We start from the raw sequence: 22,800 nt of genomic DNA, 5'->3' as shown, positions 1-22,800 counted from the left end.
TCATCAAAACCATGTCCGGTGCGGATCATGCCTGCTCCTCTGGGGATGAATCGGGTCGTGCCGACCGGCACGCACGTTGTTGCTGTAAATAGAGCCCGGCCAGGGAGAGATCTTCCGGCCGGGTCACCTTGATGTTGTCGGCCCGCCCTTCCACCATGCGCACGGGGAAACCGGCGCGTTCCATGGCGGAGGCTTCATCGGTGATGGCAGCGCCGAGCGCCAGCCCCTCCTCCAGCGCCCGCTTGAGGGGGCGGACCAAAAACATCTGGGGCGTCAGGGCATGCCAGAGCTGCTCGCGATCCACGGTGGCGAGGATATTGCCGGCCGCATCGGTGCGCTTCATGGTATCGCGCACCCGGCTGCCGAGGATGGCACCGCCAGAGGCCATGGCGGCAACAATGAGCGCATCGAGATCCTCATGGGTCAGACAGGGCCGGGCGGCGTCATGCACCAGTGCCCACTCCCCTTCTGCCACGTGCAACGCATTGAGCACGGAGAAGGCGCGCTCGCTTCCCCCTTCCACTCGCAGCACCCGCGGGTCAGTGGCCACGGTCAAGGTCTCAAACCAGCTGTCGTGGGGCGCCAGCGCCACGATCACACGGGCGATGGCGGGATGGGAGAGCAAACGCTCCAGGGTGTGCTCCAGAATGCATTTCCCTGCCAGGGACAGGTACTGCTTGGGGCAACTGGCCCCCATGCGACTACCAATACCGGCAGCCGGGACGATGGCGGTCAGGCCGCTCAGGCTATCAGTCATCGTAGGGGGCACCATCAGGCTCCGTCACCTGATCCTTTTCTTTGGGAATGATTCGGTAGAAGGTCTCGCCCTGCTTGATATAGCCAAGATCGTTGCGCGACAACTCCTCGATGGCCTCAAGGCCAGAGGTAAGATCGTCGATTTCCCGGTAAATCAGACTGTTGCGATCCTTGAGTACCAGGTTGTCCTGTTGCTGCCGCTCGATGGCGGTGGAGAGTTCCCGATAGTCGGAGAGGCCGTTTTTCCCCAGCCAGAGGTCATATTGCAGCCCTCCCAACAGGAGGAGCAGGATAAGAGTGAGTAGCCGCATGCACTGAGTCTCCTTCAAGCGGCCTAGTTTCCCATATTCGCAGGCAAGACAAAAGAAAGCCTGTGTGCCGGATGGGTTGGTCGGAATAAAAAATGCAGGTCGCACACGCCCATAAGCGCAGAACGAAAAAGCCCCGCCAGATGGCGGGGCTTTGTGAAGCATGAACGCAGGCGAAAATTAAGCCTGGTTCTTCACTTCTTTCAGACCACGGAACGGAGCCTTGGCACCCAGGGCTTCTTCGATACGGATCAGCTGGTTGTACTTGGCAACACGGTCAGAACGGCTCATGGAACCGGTCTTGATCTGGCCAGCAGCGGTACCCACAGCCAGGTCGGCGATGGTCGCGTCTTCGGTCTCACCGGAACGGTGGGAGATGACGGCAGTGTAGCCAGCGTCTTTGGCCATCTTGATGGCAGCCAGAGTTTCGGTCAGGGAACCGATCTGGTTGAACTTGATCAGGATGGAGTTGGCGATGCCGTTGTCGATACCGCGCTTCAGGATCTTGGTGTTGGTTACGAACAGGTCGTCACCCACGATCTGGATTTTCTTGCCCAGTTCGGCGGTCTGGTAGGCGAAGCCTTCCCAGTCGGATTCGTCCAGGCCATCTTCGATGGAGACGATCGGGAACTTGGTGGTCAGGTCAGCCAGGAAGTCGGAGAAACCGTTGGAGGTGAAGATACGACCTTCGCCCTTCAGGTTGTACTCTTTCTTCTCTGCGTCGTAGAACTCGGACGCAGCGCAGTCCATGGCCAGGGTGATGTCGGTGCCCAGTTTGTAACCGGCAGCGGCAACAGCTTCAGCGATCACTTCCAGCGCTTCGGCGTTGGATTTCAGGTTCGGAGCGAAACCACCTTCGTCACCGACGGCAGTGTTGTAGCCCTTGGACTTCAGCACTTTGGCCAGGTTGTGGAACACTTCTGCGCCCATGCGAACGGCTTCTTTCAGGGTCTTGGCGCCAACCGGCTGGATCATGAACTCCTGGATGTCGACGTTGTTGTCGGCGTGCTCACCACCGTTGATGATGTTCATCATGGGCAGCGGCATGGAGTAGACACCCGGGGTGCCATTCAGCTCGGCGATGTGGGCGTACAGCGGCATGCCTTTGGCAGCAGCGGCAGCTTTGGCGTTGGCCAGGGAAACAGCCAGGATGGCGTTGGCGCCGAACTTGGATTTGTTCTCGGTACCGTCGAGGTCGATCATGATCTGGTCGACAGTGGCCTGGTCCTTGGCATCTTTACCCAGCAGAGCCTGAGCGATCGGGCCGTTGACGGCTTCGATGGCTTTCAGCACGCCTTTACCCAGGAAACGGCTCTTGTCGCCGTCACGCAGTTCCAGCGCTTCGCGGGAACCGGTGGACGCGCCAGACGGAGCGGCTGCCATACCAACAAAACCACCTTCCAGGTGAACTTCGGCCTCAACGGTCGGGTTACCACGGGAGTCGATGATTTCACGACCGATCACTTTAACGATCTTGGACATGTGTATTTCCTCAGGTTTCGTAAAAAAACAACAAAAATATGCCAAAAAAAGCGGCTGTGGCACAGAGCCCCAACCGCATTTATTTTCAATTACTTCAAATTACGCTTCTGATACTCGCCCGCCGCCTTCACAAAACCGGCGAACAGGGCGTGGCCATCACGGGGAGTCGAGGTGAACTCCGGGTGGAACTGCGCGGCCACGAACCAGGGGTGATCCGGGATCTCGATGATTTCCACCAGCTTCTTGTCGGCGGAGAGACCGGTCACCTTCAGACCTGCCGCTTCAATCTGCGGCAGCAGCTTGTTGTTCACTTCATAACGGTGACGGTGGCGCTCGTAAATGGTCGGGCTGCCGTACATCTGACGGACCTTGGAATCTTCCACCAGGTGGCAGAGCTGGGAGCCCAGACGCATGGTGCCGCCCAGATCGGACTTCTCGGTCCGGGTCTCGACGTTGCCTTCATCATCCACCCACTCGGTGATGAGACCGACCACGGGGAACGGGCTGTCTTTCTTGAACTCGGAGGAGTGAGCCCCTTCCATGCCCGCCACGTTGCGGGCGTATTCGATCAAGGCAACCTGCATGCCCAGGCAGATACCGAGGTACGGGATCTTGTTCTCGCGGGCATATTTGGCGGCCAGAATCTTGCCTTCCACGCCGCGTTCGCCGAAGCCACCCGGTACCAGGATCGCATCCAGACCTTCCAGCAGCTCGGCGCCACGGGTCTCGATGTCCTGGGAGTCGATGTACTTGATGTTGACGGAGAGACGGGTCTTCAGGCCACCGTGCTTGAGCGCTTCGTTGACGGACTTGTAGGCGTCCGGCAGAGAGACATACTTGCCCACCATGCCGATGGTGACTTCGGCAGTCGGGTTGGCCTCTTCATAGATGACCTGTTCCCACTCGGCCAGGTCGGCTTCTTTGCACTCGATGCCGAAGCGCTCGGTGATGTAGCCGTCCAGCCCCTGGGATTTCAGCAGCGCCGGGATCTTGTAGATGGAGTCGACATCCTTCATGGAGATGACGGCGCGCTCGGGCACGTTGCAGAACAGGGCGATCTTGGCACGCTCGTTGGCCGGAATGGCGCGGTCGGAGCGGCAGATCAGCACATCCGGCTGGATACCGATGGAGAGCAGCTCCTTCACGGAGTGCTGGGTCGGCTTGGTCTTCACCTCGCCGGCGGCGGCCAGGTAAGGAACCAGGGTCAGGTGCATGAACATGGCATTGTTGCGACCCACGATGGCCGCCAGCTGACGAATGGCTTCAAGGAACGGCAGGGACTCGATGTCGCCCACGGTACCGCCCACTTCGACGATGGCAACCTGATGGCCTTCGGCACCGGCAATCACCCGCTCCTTGATGGCGTTGGTGATGTGCGGGATCACCTGGATGGTGGCGCCCAGATAGTCACCACGACGCTCCTTGCGCAGCACGTCCGCATAAATGCGGCCGGTGGTGAAATTGTTGCGGCGGGTCATCTTGGTGCGGATGAAACGCTCGTAGTGGCCCAAATCCAGATCGGTTTCGGCCCCGTCCTCGGTTACGAACACTTCACCATGCTGGGTCGGGCTCATGGTGCCCGGATCCACGTTGATGTACGGGTCCAGTTTCATGATGGTCACATCCAGACCACGGGCTTCCAGAATGGCTGCCAGAGAAGCTGCGGCAATGCCTTTGCCGAGGGATGAAACAACGCCACCAGTCACAAAAATATATTTGGTCGTCATGCTGAACCTGAAAGAAGTTTAGGGAATTTTAAGGGGTGCTTCGGGGATGAAGCAGGACGGGGAAACAGTATACCAAAACCCCCACTCCCAAACAATGAACAAAAATCTATCAGGCTCCCCGCCGCCCCGTCTTGCGCCAAATCAACTTTGCTCGGTTTCCTTGGCCTTGTCCCAGGCCTCGTCCAGCTTCTCCAGGGAGCAATCCGTCATTTTCAGACCTTCTGCGGCAATAAAGTGTTCAACCTGACGAAAACGACGCTCAAACTTGGTGTTGGCAGCCCTCAGCACCTGCTCGGGATCCTTGCCCAGATGGCGCACCAGGTTGACTGTGGCGAACAAGAGATCACCAAGCTCGTCGCTCACCCGCCCCTCGTCCACATCCGCCATCAACGCCTCTTCCATCACCTCGTCGATCTCCTCGTGGATCTTGTCCACCACGGGCCCCAGCGTCTTCCAGTCAAAACCGACGGTAGCGCAGCGCTTCTGGATCTTGGCTGCCCGGGTCAGGGCAGGCAGGGAGAGGGGGATATCGTCCAGCACGCTCTCCTTGTCGAGCGCCGCACGCTCTTTGGCCTTTTCCGCCTCCCAGTTCGCTTTGACCGCCTGCTCGTCACCCAGGTCGGCATCGGAGAAGACATGGGGGTGGCGGCGAATGAGCTTCTCGCTCACGGTATCGACGATGTCGGCAAAGTCGAACAATCCCTGCTCCTTGCCGAGCTGGGCATAGAACACGACCTGGAACAGCAGATCACCGAGCTCCCCCTTCAGCCCTTGCCAATCTTCGCTCTCGATGGCATCCGCCACCTCGTAGGCCTCCTCCAGGGTGTGCGGCACTATGGTCTGGAAGCTCTGCTTGAGATCCCAGGGGCAGCCCCCGTTCGGGTCACGCAATCTGGCCATGATGTCGAGCAGTTGGGGAAGGTCGTAGCGTTGGGACATGGGTAACTCACTTTCGATTCGGTAAATGGGGTTCATCAATATCCGCTCACGCCACTGTTCCACATGATGTGGAGCCATGGCGGACGGAGATGGGGCGCGTGATATCCGTCTTCAATGCTCTGCAAGGAGGGAGAAAATGCAGACCGGCCACTGGGGCCGGTCGGTTGAGCATTACAGCCGCTTGGCGCTGATCACGTCGTTGAGCTGACTGAGCTTGGCCAACGCCCGGTTGAAGGCGTTGATGTTGTAAATCTCCAGCTCCATGTCTATTTCGGCGGTCTGCTCGCGCACGTTGGAGCGCGAACGCACTCCCATCACGTTGATCTTCTCGTTGGCGAGCACGGTGGTGATGTCGCGCAGCAGGCCGGATCTGTCGTTGGAGAGAATGCGGATGGTGAGACCGTAACCGCCGGAGTAGTTCTCCCCCCAGACCGCATCGATCAAGCGCTCCGGGTTGCGACGCGACAGCTCCTTGAGCTGCTCGCAATCCTCCCGGTGGATGGAAACCCCCCGTCCCATGGTGATGAAGCCCTGGATGGCGTCCCCCGGGATGGGCTGGCAGCAGCGGGCGATGTGAGTCATCAGGTTGCCCACCCCTTCCACTACTATGTGATCCTTGGGTTTGGGGCGGAAGGGCACATTGGCCTTCTGCTCCAGCTTCTCCAGCAGACGGCGATCTTCTTCTTCCGCCGTCGGCTTGTTGTAGCGGGTATCCAGATAATTGAGCAGCTGGTTGATGCGGATGTCGCCGCTGCCGATACCGGCCAGCAAATCTTCCAGCTCCTCCGCATGGAAGCGCTCCAGCACTACCTTGTCCACCTTGGAGAGGGTGAGGTTGTGTCTGTCCAGCTCTTTCTCCAGCAGCTCCTTGCCGGCGGCGATGTTCTTGTCCCGGTCCAGCTTTCTGAACCAGGTGGCCACCTTGGCCCGCGCCCGGCTGGAGCGCAGGAAGCCGGCGTTCGGGTTCATCCAGTCGCGGCTCGGGTTCGGCTCCTTCTGGGTGATCACCTCCACCTGGTCGCCGGTCTGCAGCGTATAGGTGAAGGGCACGATACGACCGTCGATCTTGGTGCCGATGCAGCGGTGACCGATCATGCTGTGCACGTGATAGGCGAAGTCGAGCGGCGTCGCCCCTGCCGGCAGGTCGATGACATCGCCCTTGGGAGTGAAGACATAAACCCTGTCCTCGAACACCTGACTGCGCAGATCGTCCAGCAAGGAGCCGCTCTCCGAGAGATCCTCCTGCCAGGCGAGGAGTTTGCGCAGCCATTCGATCTTGTCTTCGAAGGTGCTGGTCTTCGCAGCGGCCTGGGCCCCTTCCTTGTAGCGCCAGTGCGCGGCCACACCGAGCTCCGCATCCTGATGCATCTGCTCGGTACGGATCTGGATCTCCACCGTCTTGCCCTCCTCCCCCACCACCACGGTGTGGATGGACTGGTAGCCATTGGGCTTGGGGTTGGCGACATAGTCGTCAAATTCGCGGGGAATATGGTGGAAATGGGTGTGAACGATACCGAGCGCCGCGTAGCAATCCTGCAGCCGCTTGGTGATCACCCGCACCGCGCGCACATCGAACAGCTCGTTGAATTCGAGGTGCTTCTTCTGCATCTTGCGCCAGATGCTGTAGATGTGTTTCGGTCGGCCATAGACCTCGGCCTCGACGCCGGCCTCGGCCAGGGCATCGCGCAGAGACTGCACGAATTCACGGATGTAGCGCTCGCGGTCGAGCCGTTTCTCGTCCAGTTGCTTGGCGATCTGCTTGTAGGTGTCCGGGTGCAGGTAGCGGAAGGCGAGATCCTCGAGCTCCCACTTGAGCTGACCGATACCGAGGCGGTTCGCAAGGGGGGCATAGATGTTGGTGATCTCCTGGGCCATCAGCACCCGGGTCTCCTCATCCGCCTTCTTCGCCTCACGCAGGCAGGCGATGCGCTCCGCCAGCTTGATGACCACGGCGCGCACGTCCTCGACCATGGCGAGCAGCATGCGGCGCACGTTGTCCACCTGCTCCGGCGAGGTTTCGCTGCGGTGAAGGGTTTGCAGGGAGCGGATGGCCTCCATCTCCAGCACCCCTTCCACCAGCTTGGCGATCTTGGGGCCGAAGTCCTCGTTCACCTTTTCCTGGCTGATGAGACCGGCTTCGACGAAGGGATAGAGAATGGCGGCCTTGAGGGTGGCGAGATCCATGCTGAGCATCAGCAGGATGCCCACCATCTCGACCCCGCGCACCAGCAGGCGGTTGGTGAGCGCTTCGTCACCCAGGGTCAGGCAATACTGGTAGACGGTTCGCAGCTGATTCTTGTCACTTTCACTCAGGGTAAGGGAACTGACCCACTCATCCAGAGTGAAATTGTCTTTCAAATGAATATCGCGCACCGCAACCATGGTATCAATCCTTAAAAGTGTGGGGTCGAAAGCCGATGCTCTCCTCATCCCCTCATCAACTGATGACTGCCTCAAATGGGGATGCATGAAAGAGTTTTCAAGGCATGTCACCGCGCAAGGTGACAGGGCTCTTCCCCGCATCCGATCCACTATCGACGACCTAGATTACCCTAATCACTCCCGCTCAAACAGCGCTGCCGCCGCTGGAAAACCAAGATAACCGCATGCTGCCCTGCCCGTTGAAGGCAGCGAGAAACACCTGTTTTACCTCACTCTGGCAGCATCATGCACATCGAAAAATCATCACGACCGCATCTTGATTCATCCAGAATAATGCGGTCGCCTCGACTCAGCCCCGTTCGAACAGCGCCATGGACTCCAGATGACCAGTGTGGGGGAACATGTCCAGCATCCCCAGACGGGTCAGCTTGTAGCCCCCCTGCACCAGCACCTGACTGTCACGGGCCAGGGTGACCGGGTTACAGGAAACATAGACCACCCGTTTGGGGGAAAGTGCCACCACGTGGCTCATCACCTCCAGCGCCCCGGGTCTGGCCGGATCCAGCAGCACCAGATCGAACCCTTCCCGGGCCCAGGACATGCCCACGATGTCGCCGCTCAAGTCCGCCTTGTAGAAGCGGGCGTTGTCGATGCCGTTGCGGCGAGCATTCTCCTGTGCACGCGTCACCATGGCGAGCTCCCCTTCCACCCCCACCACTTCGCGGGCCTGACGGGCCAGCGGCAGGGTGAAGTTGCCGATGCCGCAGAAGAGGTCCAGCACCTTGTCATCCTTACCTGCGTCGAGCCAGCTCAATGCCTGCTCCACCATGCGCTGGTTGACGGGCCCGTTGACCTGGATGAAGTCGCCGGGAGCGAATGCAAGAGACAGGCCATCCAGCGTGTAACTTGGCTGAGACTGTTGACGCAGAGGTTCGATCTGCTCGTCCGCCGCCTGCAGATAGAGGTCTATCCCCTGGGCGGTGGCAAACTCGGTCAAGTGCGCCCGATCCGCCTCGGTGGGGCGACCGGTGTGGCGCAGCAGCATCAGAATGCCCTGCTCCCCCTGAATGAGTTCCGCATGGCCCAGTTCGCGCTGGCTCTTCAGCCGGTTGAGGCATTCGCGCAGAGGGGCGATAAGGGCGGAGAGGGGCTCGGCCAGCACAGGGCAGCCGGCAATCTCTACCAGATCGTTCGACTGGCGACGACGAAAGCCAACCCGGGTGCAGCGACCGTTCTTGTCAAACTTGATGGCCAGACGGCAGACCCGGCGGTAGGCGCGGGACTCTCCCGTCAGCGCAGGTGCCAGCGTAGGCGCCTGGATGTTGCCAAGGCGCTCGAACAGGCTGACCAGTCCCGCCTCCTTGGCCGCCAGTTGATCTCCCTCTCCCAGGTGCTGGGCACTGCAACCGCCACACTCGCGATAGTGGTCGCAGAAGGGGGCGACCCGGTTGGCCGCCGGGGTCACCACCTGTTGCAGGGCGGCGTGGGCATAGTGCTTCTTGTCGTCGATGATGCGGGCCTTGATGGCCTCGCCGGGCAGCGCCCCTTCGACGAAGATGGCCTTGCCCTGATGACGGCCGACGCCGACACAGTGGTGATCCAGACTGTCTACCGTAAATTCAATACGTTGGGGCTGGGTGGATTTCTTTTGGGGCTTGAAAAACTGGGCCATAAAACTTGGTGCCTATAGGTGGCTATGTCATGATTGTGGAATCTGCGGCAGACCATTGTCCCACAAGAATAATCGTATGACCAAATACGGCCTGAGGGCCCCAGCCGCGGCATCCGCCCCATCGTCCATTCTGACCAAAAGTGGCCCATTGATATGACCGGATACGGCCTGAGACCCCGTACAGCGACAGTGACTGTATTGCCTGCCCGACCCCGGTGCCTGCATGCGCCCCGGGTCATGGCTTCTCTTGCGAAAGGCGGGTCGGCGGCATGACCAAGTACGGTCTCAGGGCCCGGGTGCTGGCCTTCACCATCTTGCCGACCCTCATCATCGGCGGCCTCATCGCCGGCTATTTCACCTTCCACCGCTATCAGCAGCTGGAAAACAACCTCATCGATCAGGGCATCAACATCATCGAGCCCCTGGCCATCGCCAGCGAATACGGCATGACACAGCACAGCCGCGAATCCCTCAAGCGGCTGATCGGGCTCACCCATCGCAAGAACTCGCCCTTCATCAAGTCCATCGCCGTCTTCACCCAGGAGAACCAGCTGTTCGTGACGTCCAACTACCACAGGGACTTCAGCCAGCTTCGTCTGCCGGACGGCAGCGTCATCCCGGCCCTGACCAGCGTCTCCGTCAACGGCGATGACATCATACTGCGCACCCCCATCCAGGCAGAGACCAGCCTGGACGGCTTCCCGCTGCCAAGCGATCTGGAGCCGCCGGTCATCGGCTACATCTCCATGCAACTTGCCACGGACAGGGCCATCGTCCTGCAGTACCGCGACGCCTTCTTCGCGGTCATCATCGTGCTCATCGGGCTGGCCATCAGCGCCCTGTTCGGCTTCCGTCTGGTCAAGAGCGTGACCCAGCCCATCACCGACATGGTGCAGGCGGTGCACCGGATCAGGGAGGGGCGACTCGATACCCGGGTCAGCGGCCAGCTCACCGGCGAGCTGGACATGCTCAAGAACGGCATCAACGCCATGGCCAAGGCGCTCTCCGAATATCACGAGGAGATGCAGCAGAACATCGATCAGGCGACGTCGGATCTGCGGGAGACCCTCGAGCAGATCGAGATCCAGAACGTCGAGCTCGACATGGCGAAGAAGCGCGCCCAGGAGGCGGCCAGGGTCAAGTCCGAGTTTCTCGCCAACATGTCCCACGAGCTGCGCACCCCGCTCAACGGGGTCATCGGCTTCACCCGCCAACTGCTCAAGACCAGTCTGACCCCGAGCCAGACCGACTACATGCAGACCATCGAGAAGTCGGCACGCAACCTCCTTGGGATCATCAACGACATCCTCGACTTCTCCAAGCTGGAGGCGGGCAAGCTGCAGCTCGAGCACATCCCCTTCAGCCTGCGGGACACCCTCAACGAGACCATGCACCTGCTGGGGCCGAGCGCCCACGACAAGCAGCTCGAACTCTCCCTCCAGGTGGATGCCGCCGTGCCGGACTACCTCACCGGCGACCCCATGCGCCTGCAGCAGGTGCTCACCAACCTCACCGGCAACGCCATCAAGTTCACCGAGCGCGGCAACGTGGACGTGCGTGTCGAGCAGACCGGGGAATCGAACGGCAACAAGGTGCGCCTGCGGGCGCTGATTCGCGATACCGGCATCGGCATCTCGGAAGAGCAGCAGCGCCAGTTGTTCCAGGCCTTCAACCAGGCAGACTCCTCCATCTCCCGCCGCTATGGGGGCACCGGGCTCGGGCTCGTCATCACCCAGAAGCTGGTGCAGCAGATGGGGGGCCAGATCCGCTTCGAATCCGAACTCGGCAAGGGGTCGGTCTTCTCGTTCCACCTGGATCTGGATGTCTCGCCCCTGCCCCAGAGCGAGCGGCTTCCGCTGGATCGCATCCAGGGCAAGCGGGTCTGGCTGCTGGAGCCGGATCCCTTCACTCACGCCTCCCTGCTTGCCCTGCTGGGAGAGTGGCACCTGGATGTGCACTCCCTGACGGTGGACGAGGAGTGGCCCCCGATGAGCAGCCAGGACATGGTGCTCATCGGCAGCAGCACCCTGCACAGCCCGCAGCAGGTGATTGCCCGTCTCGACGGACTGGACGGCCAGCAGAACACCATAGTGCTGCTCAGCAGCCACGAGCCGGCCCTCTACGACGCCATGCTGGCCCACGGCGCCGTCCACTGCCTCTCCAAGCCCATCAACCATCGCAAGTTGCTGCACGCTCTGCTCTCCCCCGAGGCGGTACGCCGTGCCCCCCTGCCCGCGCCGACGCCGCGCAGCGTGCAGGCTGTCAAGGTGCTTGCGGTGGATGACAACGCCGCCAACCTCAAGCTCATCGCCGCCATGCTCAAGGAGATGGTGACCGAGGTGGTGGTGTGCAAGAACGGCAAGGAGGCGGTCAACCTGGCCCAGAGCCAGCCGTTCGACATCATCTTCATGGATATCCAGATGCCCGTCATGGACGGCATCAGCGCCACCCAGGCGATCCGCCACCACTCCCTCAACACCGAGACCCCCATCGTCGCGGTCACCGCCCATGCCATTCCCGGTGAGCGGGAGCGCCTCATTCGCCAGGGCATGGACGACTACCTGGCCAAACCCATCGACGAGGGGATGCTGGCGCAGCTCATCACCGACTTCGCTCACCGGCGGCACCAGAATCACGGGGATCAGCAGATAGACTGGCCCCTCGCCGTGCGTCAGGCCGCCGGCAAGCCAGCCCTCGCCCGGGAGATGCTGACCATGCTGCTGGCCAGCTTCGACGAGGTGGAGCCCATCCTGGCGGCGGCGCTGGAAGGGAGTGCCGACGATGCAGACGTGCTGGCCCAGCTCCACCGCCTCAACGGTGGCTGCGCCTACTCCGGGGTGCCGGGTCTGCAACGCCTGCTCTCCCAGCTCGAGCAGCAGCTGCGCGACGGGGTCACCGTGAGCGATCTGGAACCCGAATTGCTGGAGCTGCAGGATGCCCTGGAGCAGGTGAGGCAGGAGGCCCCCCGCTACCTGGCCCTGACCGACTGAGGCGCTTTTTCTGACTGGACAGGCGGCAGGTGGTAACATCTGCGCCGTTTCCACAGGAGTCAACATGACCAACAACGATATTCTGCGCCGCCTGCGCTATGCCCTCAGCATCAGTAACGACCAGATGGTCGAGATCTTTGCCAAGGGCAATCTGGCCATCACCCATGCCCAGTTGCACGGCTGGCTGATGAAAGAGGCCGAAGAGGGCGAGGCACAGGAAGCGGGCTTCGCCGCCTGCCCGGACTCGGCACTGAGCCAGTTCCTCGACGGCTTCATCGCCCTGCGCCGCGGTGTGCGGGAAGATGCCCCGCCCCAGGTGATCCCGAACCGGATCAACAACAACCTGATCCTGCGCAAGCTGCGCATCGGCCTCAACTACAAGGAAGAGGAGATGCTGGGCACCCTCAAGCTCGCGAACTTCAACCTCTCCAAGTCCGAGCTGAGCGCCCTGTTCCGTGCCAGGGATCACAAGCACTATCAGGATTGCGGGGATCAGATCCTGCGCAACTTCCTGATTGGCCTCACCGCCAAATACAGGCCCGGGCCCTGATGACCGCCTCCGGCCAGGTGCGAGGCTAGACCATGGGCTGGCGCCGCCTGCTGACTCCACGCCCGTCGGCGAGCGGCGGCGCGTGCCGGTTCGCGGCGCGCTGGCGCTGGTCACTGCCCCTCATCCTGCTGCTCGGCGCCTGCCAGCCTGCGCCCTATCGTCTCAACCAGGATCATCAGAGCGCCAGCCAGAACGAACGCATCGCCTTTCTCATCCTGCACTACACGGATGAAGAGGATGCCCGCTCCCTACGCCTGCTGACCGAACCGGAGCACAAGGTGAGCGCCCACTACCTGATCCCCCGCGACACCGACGAGCAACCGTTCCCGGTCTACCAGCTGGTGCCCGACAGCCAGCGGGCCTGGCACGCCGGACGCAGTCGCTGGCATCACTACGCCGGGCTCAACGCCAGTTCGCTCGGCATCGAGATAGTGAATCTCGGGTATGACGAGAAAGACGCGGCCCTGCCCGCCCATCTGAGACACTGGCAACCCTATCCTCCTGCCCAGATCGCCGCCCTCGGCGCCCTCGCCCGGGATCTGGTCGAACGCTACCAGATCCCCCCCACCCAGGTGCTGGCCCACAGCGACGTCGCCCCCGAGCGCAAGCAGGATCCCGGCCCCCGGTTCCCCTGGCGCGAGCTCGCCCTGCGCTACGGTGTCGGCGCCTGGCCCGACGAGGCCCGGGTGGCCGAGCTGCGCCAGACGCAGCTCATCCCCTGGGATGCGCTGCAATGGCAGCAGCAGCTTGCCCGTTACGGCTACGGCCTCCCCCAGCACGGCGCCTGGGATGAGCAGAGTCGCGCCGTCCTGCGCGCCTTCCAGCTTCACTTTCGCCCCGCCCTGGTCACCGGCGAGCCGGATGCCGAGTGCCAGGCCATCCTCACCGCCCTGCTGGAGCGCTACTTCCCGGAACCAGGCTGAGACGCCCCTTCCCTTTCGCCCTCTGCACACGGATGCCCGGCCCCATGCCAGATGAGCACGGGGTTCACCCCGCCTTCCACTCCTGAAAACCACAAGGGACGCCGAAGCGTCCCTTGTGGTTTTCATACCTGCGAAGCGGCATCAGATCCCCTGACGGGCTTCCTGCATCAGCGCACGCATGTCGCTGACCGCCTTGGCCAGACCGTCGAAGGCGGCGCGACCGATGATGGCATGACCGATGTTGAGCTCATAGAGCTCGGGGATCGCGGCGATGGCCTTGACGTTGTGGTAGTGCAGGCCGTGGCCCGCATTGACCTTCAAGCCCTTGCCAGCGGCGTAGGAAGCTCCGGCTGCGATGCGCTTGAACTCGGCGTTGCGCTCGGCATCCGTGGTGGCATCGGCGTAGCGGCCGGTGTGGATCTCGATGAAGGGAGCACCGCTCGCGGCGGCCGCATCGATCTGCAACGGATCCGCATCGATGAAGAGCGACACCTGGGCGCCCACGGCGGCCAGGCGGGTCACCGCATCGGTCACCTTGTCCAGCTGGCCCGCCACGTCCAGACCACCCTCGGTGGTCACCTCGGTGCGCTTCTCCGGCACCAGGCAGACGAAGTGGGGCTTGATGCGGCAGGCGATGCCGATCATCTCCTCGGTCACCGCCATCTCCAGGTTCATCCTGGTCTGGATGGTCTGGCGCAGGATCTCCACGTCCCGGTCGGTGATGTGGCGGCGATCTTCCCGCAGGTGGACCGTGATGCCATCGGCACCGGCCTGCTCGGCCACGAAGGCGGCCTGTACCGGATCCGGATACTGGGTGCCGCGGGCGTTGCGCAGGGTGGCGATATGGTCGATGTTCACACCCAGGTAGATCTCGCTCATTGCTTACTCCTTGATACAGGTCATCTGTGAATGCCGGAGCGGGTGGAGCCCGCTCCTCTGTCCATGTGCCGCCGCAGGCCGGTTCTGGTCGCGGCGACAGCATTATTGTTCATGAAAGGCGATGTCATAAACACAAAACATCACCAGATAATAAAAATCAGCTTGAAACACTGCCTTTTCGCTTCAAAAAGAGCTCCCTGCTCTTCAGTTGACGCTTGCCGAGATAGGGCTGCAGCGCCAGTCGGCTGAAACGCTTGGCCGCCTGCAGCAAGGGAGGCGTGTCAAAACGCCCCTCGGCGAAGGCCAGCAGGTGGGCGCCGAGGAACAGGGTACGGGGATCCGGCGCCCGCTCGCAAGCGACAAAGCCGAGCTCCCGCTCGAAGCCGTAGAGCAGGGTGGGGTCGATGGGGGAGTCGTCGTCCGCGGCATATTCGAAGTCCACCGCGTAGCCCAGGGCCTGCAGCAGCAGGAACTCGAAGCGGCGCAGGGGCAGCTCCGGGGTCTCGCCGTCCGCCAGGGCCATGATGGCACGGGCATAGGCGTCGAACACCTCGGGGAAGGGGGTGTGCGCTTCCAGCAGGTAGTAGACCAGCTCGTTGAGATAGAGGCCGTAGAAGAGACGATCCCCGCCGAGGCGCAACGAGTGATCCGGGCACTCCACCTGGGTGAGGTTCTTGAGATCCCCCTTGCCGCGCCAGGCAATGGTGAGCAGGGTGAAGGGCTGAAGCAGCCCCTTCAGAGAGGAGCGTGGCCCGCGGGAACCGCGAGCCACCAGGGTGAATCGACCGCTATCCTGGGTGAAGACCTCGACCAGCTGGCTGGTCTCCCGATAGGGCCGACTGTGGATGACGAAAGCCGGGGTCAGCAATCAGTCGTCGCCATACCCGAGGCTGCGCAGGGCCCGCTCGTCGTCGGCCCAGCCGGACTTGACCTTGACCCACAGCTCGAGATGCACCTTGTTCTGGAACAGCCGTTCCATGTCGATGCGCGCCTCTGTGCCGATGGTCTTGATCTTCTCGCCCTTGTTGCCGATGACCATCTTTTTCTGGCCTTCGCGCTCCACCAGGATGAGCCCGTGGATGTGGTAGAGACCGGTCTCCTCCACCTTGAAGCGCTCGATCTCCACCGTCACCGAATAGGGCAGCTCCTCACCGGTGAAGCGCATCAGCTTCTCGCGGATGATCTCGGAGGCCATGAAGCGGGAAGAACGGTCGGTCACGTAATCTTCCGGGAAGAAGTGGACGTTCTCCGGCAGCAGATCCTTGGCCCACTCGCGGATCTTCTCCACGTTGGTGCCCTTCTCGGCGCTGATGGGCAGGATGTGGGCAAAGTTCATCTGCTGACCCAGCCACTCGAGGTGCGGCAGCAGATCCTCTTTCTCCTTGACGTTGTCGATCTTGTTGACCGCCAGCACCACGGGGCACTTGAGGTGGCGCAGCTTGCCCAGCACCATCTCGTCATCCTTGGTCCAGTGGGTGCCGTCCACCACGAACACCACCATGGCCACGTCCCCCAGGGAACTGGTGGCGGCGCGGTTCATCAGGCGGTTGATGGCCCGCTTCTCCTCGATGTGCAGACCCGGGGTATCCACATAGATGGTCTGATGGTTCTCCTCGGTGTCGATCCCCAGGATCCGGTGACGGGTAGTCTGGGGCTTCTTCGAGGTGATGCTGACCTTCTGGCCGAGCAACTTGTTGAGCAGGGTGGACTTGCCCACGTTGGGGCGGCCCACGATGGCGACAAAGCCGCAATAAGTGGTATCTGTCATGACCGCGTTCCCAATGCTGATGGAGTGAAAAGAGCGCACAGTGCCGGATCCGTCATGGTGCTCATGACAGCCGTTCCAGTGCTTGCTGCGCCGCGGCCTGTTCGGCCTTGCGGCGGCTGGAGCCGATCCCGACCAGGGGGCCATCCAGCCCATCCACTTCGCACTGGACGGTGAACTCCTGGTTGTGGGCCTCGCCCTTGACGTTGGTCACCGTGTAGGTCGGCAGGGATTTGCGGCTTCCCTGCAGGATCTCTTGCAGACGGGTCTTGGGATCCTTCTGTTCGATCCCGGGCTTGATCTCGCCAAGGCGGCTGGCATACCAGCCGAGCAGGAGGCTGCGCACCCGCTCCAGATCCGTGTCCAGATAGATGGCGCCGATCACCGCCTCGACGGTGTCGGCCAGGATGGACTCGCGGCGAAAACCGCCGCTTTTCAGCTCCCCCGGCCCCAGGATCAGGTGATCCCCGAGGTCGAATTCCCGGCCCAGCTCGGCCAGCGTCTTCTCGCGCACCAGGGTGGCGCGCATCCGGCTGAGATCCCCTTCCGCCGCCTGCGGGAAGCGGTGGAAGAGGTCATCGGCAATCACCAGACTCAGGATGGAGTCCCCCAGAAATTCCAGGCGCTCGTTGTGACGGGACCCTGCGCTGCGATGGGTCAGTGCCCGGGTCAGCAGCTCAGGATCCTGAAAGACATGCCCGAGACGGGACTGCAGTCTGTTCATCTTGATATTCATTTACTTGATTCCGCCAATGCGGTTGAAGCGCACACCGGTCGGCACCCAGCTCGGCAAGCTGGATCCTTCCTCGCGCTCGAATTCGAAACTGATCCAGATGGCGACCGCCTTGCCCACCAGGTTCTGCTCGGGCACGAAGCCCCAGAAACGGCTGTCGGTGCTGTTGTCGCGGTTGTCACCCATCACGAAATAGTGGCCTTCCGGCACCACCCACTCGTCGGGGTAGGTGCCGGGCTGGCGATAGTAGCGGTCCACCAGGTCCGGCATCAGCGGGTTGCGCAAGGTCTCGTGGGAGACATCACCCAGCTGTTCGGTGTAGCGATCCAGCGGGATCCCCATCTGGCTGAACTCGCCGCGCTGCTCGAACTTGACGTCCAGCTTCTGGAAGCCAGGGCACGTTTTCCCTTCCTGCTCATCGCACTTGGGCCGGATCATCAGCTCCTTGTTGCGATAGATGACCCGATCGCCGGGCATGCCGACCACCCGCTTGATGTAGTCCACCCGGGTATCCAGCGGATACTTGAAGACCACCACATCACCGCGCTTCGGCTCACCGGTCTCGAGGAACTTGGTGTTGGTCACCGGGTCCTTGAGGCCGTAGGCAAACTTCTCCACCAGGATGAAGTCGCCCACCAGCAGGGTCGGCATCATGGAGCCGGACGGGATCTGGAACGGCTCGAAGATGAAGGAGCGCAGGATCAGCACCAGCGCGATCACCGGGAAAACCCCGCCGGTCTGTTCGATCCAGACCGGCATGGGGGCCACCTTGGCCAGTGTCTTCTCGTCCACATCCGGACCGGCATTGGCACGGGCGGCGGCAATCTTGGCCGCCCGCTGCTTGGCCCAGACCAGCTTGTCGAGCGTCCAGATGATGCCGGTCAGCAGGGTGACGACGACGAGGATCAGGGAAAAGGTGCTTGCCATCGATTAATCCTTTCCGACGTGGAGAATGGCGAGGAAGGCCTCTTGCGGCACGTCCACACGGCCCAGAGACTTCATCCGCTTCTTGCCTTCTTTCTGCTTGTTCAACAGCTTCTTCTTCCGGCTCACGTCACCACCGTAGCACTTGGCGGTGACGTCTTTACGCAATGCCTTGACGGTGCTGCGGGCGATGATCTGGTTGCCGATGGCGGCCTGGATGGCGATGTCGAACATCTGGCGCGGGATCAGCTCGCGCATCTTCTCCACCACCTGGCGACCGCGATACTGGGCGTTCTCCTTGTGGGTGATGATGGCCAGGGCGTCGACCCGCTCGCCGTTGATCATGATGTCCAGACGGACCATGTCGGAGGTTTCGAAACGCTTGAAGCCGTAGTCCAGGGAGGCGTAGCCGCGACTGGTGGACTTCAGACGGTCGAAGAAGTCGAGCACCACTTCCGCCATCGGGATCTCGTAGGTCAGCGCCACCTGCTTGCCGTGGTAGACCATGTTGGTCTGTACGCCGCGCTTCTCGATGCAGAGGGTGATGACGTTGCCCATGTACTCCTGCGGCAGCAGGATGTGGCACTCGGCGATGGGCTCGCGCATCTCCTTGATGTTGTTGATGGCGGGCATCTGGGCCGGGCTGTCGATGTGGATGGTGGAGCCATCGTTCAGCTCGATCTCGTAGACCACGGTCGGTGCGGTGGTGATGAGATCCAGATCGTATTCACGCTCCAGACGCTCCTGGATGATCTCCATGTGCAGCATCCCGAGGAAGCCGCAGCGGAAGCCGAAGCCCAGCGCCGTGGAGCTCTCCGGTTCGTAGAACAGGGAGGCATCGTTGAGGGAGAGCTTCTCCAGCGCATCGCGGAAGGACTCGTAGTCATCGCTGGAGATGGGGAACAGGCCCGCATAGACCTGGGGCTTCACCTTCTTGAAGCCGGCCAGCGCCTTCTCGGCACCGTGCTTGGCCAGGGTCAGGGTATCCCCCACCGGCGCACCGTGGATGTCCTTGATGCCGCAGACGACCCAACCTACCTCGCCACAACCCAGGCCGTCGGTGTCCACCTGCTTCGGCGTGAAGATACCGATGCGATCCACACCCCACACCTGACCGGTGCTCATCACCTTGATCTTGTCGTTCTTCTTCAGGGAACCGTTCTTGATCCGCACGAGCGACACGACCCCGAGGTAGGAGTCGAACCAGGAGTCGATGATCAGCGCCTGCAGCGGCGCCTCCGGATCCCCTTCTGGGGACGGGATCTTGGCGACGATCTCTTCCAGCACCAGATCGACACCGAGGCCGGTCTTGGCGGAGCAGCGCACCGCGTCCACCGCGTCGATGCCGACAATGTCCTCGATCTCCTCGGCAACCCGCTCGGGCTCTGCGGCCGGCAGGTCAATCTTGTTCAGCACCGGCACCACTTCCAGATCCATTTCCATGGCGGTGTAGCAGTTGGCCAGAGTCTGTGCCTCAACCCCCTGACCGGCATCCACCACCAGCAGTGCCCCTTCACAGGCAGCCAGGGAGCGAGAAACCTCGTAGGAGAAATCCACGTGGCCCGGGGTGTCGATAAAGTTCAGCTGATAGGTGTTACCGTCTTGTGCCTGGTAGTTCAGGGTCACACTCTGTGCCTTGATGGTAATGCCGCGCTCGCGCTCCAGATCCATGGAGTCCAGCACCTGGGCCTGCATCTCGCGATCGGACAGGCCGCCGCAAGTCTGGATCAAACGGTCCGACAGGGTCGACTTACCGTGGTCGATGTGCGCAATAATCGAAAAGTTACGAATGTGTTTCATCGAGCAAGAATCACTCAAAATTAAGTTAGGGTCGGATATGAGGGCAGGATTTTACTGGATAACCCGGTCGACGGCCAATCTTTAGTCGGCGGGCCCCACAAATAGCGCCTTGTCTGGCGGGCGTTGGGCACCTGGATGCCCTCCGCCAGACCAGGCCCCTCAAGAGAGATGACGGGTATTGAGCACCACCCCGAGCATGCGGGGACCGTATTCCCCCTGCTCGAGCCGGTCAGAAAAGTAACGAACCAGTAAAAATCCGATGGCGCCGCCCAGCAGACAGCAGAGGATGGTCACCCCCTCTCCCGCCGACAAGAGCGGCACCAGCCAGAGCTGGCCGAGCAGGGCGCCCAGCAGCAGACAGAAGAGCGGCAGCACGTACACCAGGGCCGCACCGCGCAGGATGCTGGCCTGAGGGATGCCCAGGCGGATCTGCTGGCCCACCGCTACATCGCCGGTGAGGGCGACCCGCAGCCGCTGCGCCTTCATGGGAAAGGCCTTGGCGACGGTGCCGGTCCCGCAGCTGGATTGTTGGTGGCAACCGCTGCAGGCGGATCGCCGCTCGCACTCCACCCAGGCGTGATTGCCGTCGATGGCCACTACTGTGGCCAGCTCTTCACTCATGTTACTCACCTGATGACTCCTCACAGGGGGCGGTGGATGCACCGGATCTCAGCACGGCGGCACCCTCAGGGCAAGTCTCACGGCAAAGACTCACTGCACCGCCTCGTTGCGGGCCAGCGGCTGCACGGCCTCGGCGATGCGCTTGGCGGTTTCGGCGGGCACCTCGCCCACCACGGTGATCTCTACCCCGACCTCGTTGACGAAGCTCACCAGCGAGGTGGCCCCCTGGCGAATCAACTGCTGGCGCACCGCCTGCTTGGGATCGACCCGGGAAACGTAGACGGAGAGATCCACCAGCCCGTCGGAGAGCATCATGTAATCCACCGGCAGACTGGTGCTGACCAGCTGATGCCGATCCTGAGAGAGCACCTTGAAGCCATCGGGCAACCAGGTCAGGTGCCAGTTAAGGGTCTGCTGGGGAGCGGGATAGGCATCTTCCAGCGCCAGCGCATCCGGCAGCTTGCTGCGTGCCAGGGTGACCAGCCAGGGGGCCGGCGCAGATTGCCTGTCCAGATCCACCCCCAGCACCTGCTCCACCAGATTTCCTTCCCGATCCACCATGTCCACCCGCAGCAGCAGATGGCTCTGTTCGTCAATCCAGAGCACGAAGCCGTACTTGTCCGCCTCCTTGGGCACCAGCCGTACCACTTGTGCCACCAGGCCGGCCACCCGGCTGCGGCCCGCCAGCACGGGGTCATAACTCTCCATCACCCGGGGCAGCGGCATCCTCACCAGGCTCGACCAGACCCCGGGGAAACGCGCCCCCTTGAGGGTGTAGGGTTCATGGGTGTTTTCGAAGAAGGTGTATTCGTTCTGGCGTTGCAGGAACTCCACGGCCTTGCCGTCGAGATAGCTCAGGTGAGCCACCTCCTTGCCATCGATGATCCCGTGGCTGAAACGGATAGGCTCGAGGCGCCCCTGGCGGGCCTTGACCATGGACAATTCGAAGTTTTGTTGCGAAACGGCACTCTGCATCTGCTGCAACAAGGCCTCGGCCGACAGATCGTCGGCCGAGGCCTTGGCACAAATCAACAGGAGAGAGGCCAGCAGGATACGGCTGGACTGGCGCACGATCTGATCCCTAAAAATGCGTTATTCCTGAATCTGCTTGTCTTGCAGCAGACGCTGTTGCAGTTGATGGTCGCGCAGGAAGGCATTGATGCGCTCGCGCTGCTCCTGCATCTGCTGCTCGCTCAGACCTTGCTGACGCACACCGGTCCGGCTGCCATCCTGGGGATAGTGCACGCTCACCGGCGCAGCACTGCCACCCACGGGTATGGTATTGAGCACCGGACTGGCCGGTACACCATCCTTGCCCTGGTACTGCTGCACGCCGAAGATGACGGCGGCAGCCACGGAGGCGGCAATGGCATACTGCCCCACTTGCTGGCCAAAGCGGCGAACGAAGGGGATCACCTTGCCGGCGGGCTGCACCTGGGGCGCAGCAGGCTGTGCCGGCTTGGGCGCCAGTATGGCGGGTTCATCCTCCAGCGCCAGCATGATGCTGTCGCTGAGATCCAGTTGCAGATTGACCGGCAGGTCACCCCGCATGGCATCACCGATCAGATGGTAACGCGACCAGGTATCCTGCAGAGCGGGATCCGTTCCCAGCTCGTTCAGTACCTCGATTTCGCTAAGGTCGCCATCCATCAGGGCTGAAAGTTGCTCTTTATTTGCCATAAGTTTGCCTGTCTTTCCCCAGTTAATGCTCGATCAGAGGTTGCAGCTTTTTATCGATTGCTTCCCTCGCCCGGAAGATGCGGGATCTCACCGTACCCACCGGACAATCCATGATCTCCGCAATCTCCTCGTAGCTCAGCCCTTCCATTTCACGAAGGGTGATCGCCGTTCTCAAATCTTCTGGCAAGGCTTCTATGGCGGTAAACACGGTACGCTTGATCTCGTCGGTCAGCGCCAGGTTTTCCGGGGTGGCCACCTCTTGCAGGGCTTCACCACCACCATAATATTCAGCCTCGTCCGCTTCGACATCACTGCTGGGCGGTCTGCGCCCCTGTGACGTCAGGTAGTTTTTGGCCGTGTTGACGGCAATCCGGTACAACCAGGTGTAAAACGCGCTCTCGCCACGGAATGTCGGCAACGCACGGTAGGCCTTGATGAATGCCTCCTGCGCCACATCCGGTACATCGCCCGGATTGTTGACATACCTGGCCACCAGGTTGACCACCTTGTGCTGGTACTTGCGTACCAACAGGTTGAATGCATTTTTATCGCCACGCTGGACCCGTTCAACCAGCTGTTCGTCCAGTAGATTCTGGTCGCTCATCAGAGCCGTAAAACCCCCATCAGGTTATCGTTTTTCTTTTCCGGCCCCTTCTAAGCGCACAAGTT

The 22,800-nt window shown here is 61.7% G+C and carries 20 protein-coding genes; 3 read left to right on the top strand and 17 right to left on the bottom strand.

What is annotated here, in order from left to right; translation table 11 throughout:
- Positions 1-25: 25 nt before the first annotated feature.
- From ispD to rlmD, 7 genes are all read right to left on the bottom strand, one after another.
- On the bottom strand, positions 26-757 hold the full coding sequence (gene ispD, locus AB5Y70_RS05510) for a 2-C-methyl-D-erythritol 4-phosphate cytidylyltransferase (RefSeq protein ID WP_043154802.1): 732 nt from the start codon (positions 755-757) through the stop codon (positions 26-28).
- Complete coding sequence (gene ftsB / locus AB5Y70_RS05505; protein ID WP_010675628.1) at positions 750-1,067, bottom strand: cell division protein FtsB; 318 nt, start codon at positions 1,065-1,067, stop codon at positions 750-752. Before ftsB ends, ispD begins: the two co-directional genes overlap by 8 nt.
- 177 nt (positions 1,068-1,244) lie before the next feature.
- Positions 1,245-2,546 carry a phosphopyruvate hydratase gene (gene eno / locus AB5Y70_RS05500; RefSeq protein ID WP_043154803.1) on the bottom strand — a complete coding sequence of 434 codons (1,302 nt, stop codon included), beginning with the start codon at positions 2,544-2,546 and terminating at the stop codon, positions 1,245-1,247.
- 89 nt (positions 2,547-2,635) lie between these two features.
- Positions 2,636-4,273 (bottom strand): glutamine hydrolyzing CTP synthase, encoded by a 1,638-nt coding sequence (pyrG, locus tag AB5Y70_RS05495; protein ID WP_010675629.1) that lies wholly within the window; start codon positions 4,271-4,273, stop codon positions 2,636-2,638.
- Positions 4,274-4,414: 141 nt separating this feature from the next.
- Positions 4,415-5,212 (bottom strand): nucleoside triphosphate pyrophosphohydrolase, encoded by a 798-nt coding sequence (gene mazG / locus AB5Y70_RS05490; protein WP_049636102.1) that lies wholly within the window; start codon positions 5,210-5,212, stop codon positions 4,415-4,417.
- Positions 5,213-5,383: 171 nt separating this feature from the next.
- Positions 5,384-7,594: a GTP diphosphokinase gene (gene relA, locus AB5Y70_RS05485; protein WP_010675631.1), complete on the bottom strand. Its 2,211-nt coding sequence runs from the start codon at positions 7,592-7,594 to the stop codon at positions 5,384-5,386.
- 349 nt (positions 7,595-7,943) lie between these two features.
- Positions 7,944-9,266 (bottom strand): 23S rRNA (uracil(1939)-C(5))-methyltransferase RlmD, encoded by a 1,323-nt coding sequence (gene rlmD, locus AB5Y70_RS05480; RefSeq protein ID WP_134996888.1) that lies wholly within the window; start codon positions 9,264-9,266, stop codon positions 7,944-7,946.
- Between the two features lie 269 nt (positions 9,267-9,535).
- Between rlmD and barA the strand changes: the two genes are divergently transcribed.
- The 3 genes from barA to AB5Y70_RS05465 all read left to right on the top strand — a co-directional run bounded on the left by barA (position 9,536) and on the right by AB5Y70_RS05465 (position 13,729).
- Complete coding sequence (barA, locus tag AB5Y70_RS05475; protein ID WP_052814802.1) at positions 9,536-12,256, top strand: two-component sensor histidine kinase BarA; 2,721 nt, start codon at positions 9,536-9,538, stop codon at positions 12,254-12,256.
- A 64-nt stretch (positions 12,257-12,320) separates the two neighbouring features.
- Entirely contained in the window at positions 12,321-12,806 is a 486-nt protein-coding gene (locus tag AB5Y70_RS05470; protein WP_010675634.1) for a DUF1456 family protein, read from the top strand.
- A 32-nt stretch (positions 12,807-12,838) separates the two neighbouring features.
- Positions 12,839-13,729, top strand: coding sequence for an N-acetylmuramoyl-L-alanine amidase (locus tag AB5Y70_RS05465; protein WP_161470273.1), 891 nt, complete (start codon positions 12,839-12,841; stop codon positions 13,727-13,729).
- A gap of 141 nt (positions 13,730-13,870) precedes the next feature.
- On the opposite strand, the gene pdxJ is transcribed toward AB5Y70_RS05465, so the two are convergent.
- From pdxJ to rpoE, 10 genes are all read right to left on the bottom strand, one after another.
- Positions 13,871-14,608, bottom strand: coding sequence for a pyridoxine 5'-phosphate synthase (gene pdxJ / locus AB5Y70_RS05460; protein ID WP_010675636.1), 738 nt, complete (start codon positions 14,606-14,608; stop codon positions 13,871-13,873).
- A 157-nt stretch (positions 14,609-14,765) separates the two neighbouring features.
- Positions 14,766-15,476: a DNA repair protein RecO gene (gene recO, locus AB5Y70_RS05455; RefSeq protein WP_039040537.1), complete on the bottom strand. Its 711-nt coding sequence runs from the start codon at positions 15,474-15,476 to the stop codon at positions 14,766-14,768.
- On the bottom strand, positions 15,477-16,376 hold the full coding sequence (gene era, locus AB5Y70_RS05450; RefSeq protein ID WP_041211854.1) for a GTPase Era: 900 nt from the start codon (positions 16,374-16,376) through the stop codon (positions 15,477-15,479).
- Positions 16,377-16,437: 61 nt separating this feature from the next.
- Entirely contained in the window at positions 16,438-17,109 is a 672-nt protein-coding gene (gene rnc / locus AB5Y70_RS05445) for a ribonuclease III (protein ID WP_010675639.1), read from the bottom strand.
- Positions 17,110-18,033 (bottom strand): signal peptidase I, encoded by a 924-nt coding sequence (lepB, locus tag AB5Y70_RS05440; RefSeq protein WP_010675640.1) that lies wholly within the window; start codon positions 18,031-18,033, stop codon positions 17,110-17,112.
- 3 nt (positions 18,034-18,036) lie between these two features.
- The gene (gene lepA, locus AB5Y70_RS05435) at positions 18,037-19,830 is read right to left on the bottom strand and encodes a translation elongation factor 4 (RefSeq protein WP_010675641.1); all 1,794 of its coding nucleotides are present in this window, start codon (positions 19,828-19,830) and stop codon (positions 18,037-18,039) included.
- Between the two features lie 159 nt (positions 19,831-19,989).
- Positions 19,990-20,451 (bottom strand): SoxR reducing system RseC family protein, encoded by a 462-nt coding sequence (locus AB5Y70_RS05430; RefSeq protein ID WP_039040538.1) that lies wholly within the window; start codon positions 20,449-20,451, stop codon positions 19,990-19,992.
- Between the two features lie 90 nt (positions 20,452-20,541).
- The gene (locus AB5Y70_RS05425) at positions 20,542-21,522 is read right to left on the bottom strand and encodes a MucB/RseB C-terminal domain-containing protein (RefSeq protein ID WP_010675643.1); all 981 of its coding nucleotides are present in this window, start codon (positions 21,520-21,522) and stop codon (positions 20,542-20,544) included.
- Positions 21,523-21,543: 21 nt separating this feature from the next.
- Positions 21,544-22,131: a sigma-E factor negative regulatory protein gene (locus AB5Y70_RS05420; protein ID WP_043154818.1), complete on the bottom strand. Its 588-nt coding sequence runs from the start codon at positions 22,129-22,131 to the stop codon at positions 21,544-21,546.
- 22 nt (positions 22,132-22,153) lie between these two features.
- Complete coding sequence (gene rpoE / locus AB5Y70_RS05415) at positions 22,154-22,735, bottom strand: RNA polymerase sigma factor RpoE (protein ID WP_010675645.1); 582 nt, start codon at positions 22,733-22,735, stop codon at positions 22,154-22,156.
- Between the last annotated feature and the right edge of the window lie 65 nt (positions 22,736-22,800).

Origin of the sequence: Aeromonas sp. s1(2024) (genome assembly GCF_040908005.1) — a bacterium.
Classification (GTDB): domain Bacteria; phylum Pseudomonadota; class Gammaproteobacteria; order Enterobacterales; family Aeromonadaceae; genus Aeromonas; species Aeromonas caviae.
The sequence above is the reverse complement of the archived record's forward strand: the minus strand, read 5'-3'. Positions and strand labels throughout refer to the sequence as shown.

Excerpts from the sequence above, each read along its gene's own strand:
- ispD (WP_043154802.1), bottom strand. The coding sequence starts at position 757 with ATGACTGATAGCCTGAGCGGCCTGACCGCCATCGTCCCGGCTGCCGGT.
- ftsB (WP_010675628.1), bottom strand. The coding sequence starts at position 1,067 with ATGCGGCTACTCACTCTTATCCTGCTCCTCCTGTTGGGAGGGCTGCAA.
- eno (WP_043154803.1), bottom strand. The coding sequence starts at position 2,546 with ATGTCCAAGATCGTTAAAGTGATCGGTCGTGAAATCATCGACTCCCGT.
- pyrG (WP_010675629.1), bottom strand. The coding sequence starts at position 4,273 with ATGACGACCAAATATATTTTTGTGACTGGTGGCGTTGTTTCATCCCTC.
- mazG (WP_049636102.1), bottom strand. The coding sequence starts at position 5,212 with ATGTCCCAACGCTACGACCTTCCCCAACTGCTCGACATCATGGCCAGA.
- relA (WP_010675631.1), bottom strand. The coding sequence starts at position 7,594 with ATGGTTGCGGTGCGCGATATTCATTTGAAAGACAATTTCACTCTGGAT.
- rlmD (WP_134996888.1), bottom strand. The coding sequence starts at position 9,266 with ATGGCCCAGTTTTTCAAGCCCCAAAAGAAATCCACCCAGCCCCAACGT.
- barA (WP_052814802.1), top strand. The coding sequence starts at position 9,536 with ATGACCAAGTACGGTCTCAGGGCCCGGGTGCTGGCCTTCACCATCTTG.
- AB5Y70_RS05470 (WP_010675634.1), top strand. The coding sequence starts at position 12,321 with ATGACCAACAACGATATTCTGCGCCGCCTGCGCTATGCCCTCAGCATC.
- AB5Y70_RS05465 (WP_161470273.1), top strand. The coding sequence starts at position 12,839 with ATGGGCTGGCGCCGCCTGCTGACTCCACGCCCGTCGGCGAGCGGCGGC.
- pdxJ (WP_010675636.1), bottom strand. The coding sequence starts at position 14,608 with ATGAGCGAGATCTACCTGGGTGTGAACATCGACCATATCGCCACCCTG.
- era (WP_041211854.1), bottom strand. The coding sequence starts at position 16,376 with ATGACAGATACCACTTATTGCGGCTTTGTCGCCATCGTGGGCCGCCCC.
- rnc (WP_010675639.1), bottom strand. The coding sequence starts at position 17,109 with ATGAATATCAAGATGAACAGACTGCAGTCCCGTCTCGGGCATGTCTTT.
- lepB (WP_010675640.1), bottom strand. The coding sequence starts at position 18,033 with ATGGCAAGCACCTTTTCCCTGATCCTCGTCGTCGTCACCCTGCTGACC.
- lepA (WP_010675641.1), bottom strand. The coding sequence starts at position 19,830 with ATGAAACACATTCGTAACTTTTCGATTATTGCGCACATCGACCACGGT.
- AB5Y70_RS05430 (WP_039040538.1), bottom strand. The coding sequence starts at position 20,451 with ATGAGTGAAGAGCTGGCCACAGTAGTGGCCATCGACGGCAATCACGCC.
- AB5Y70_RS05420 (WP_043154818.1), bottom strand. The coding sequence starts at position 22,131 with ATGGCAAATAAAGAGCAACTTTCAGCCCTGATGGATGGCGACCTTAGC.
- rpoE (WP_010675645.1), bottom strand. The coding sequence starts at position 22,735 with ATGAGCGACCAGAATCTACTGGACGAACAGCTGGTTGAACGGGTCCAG.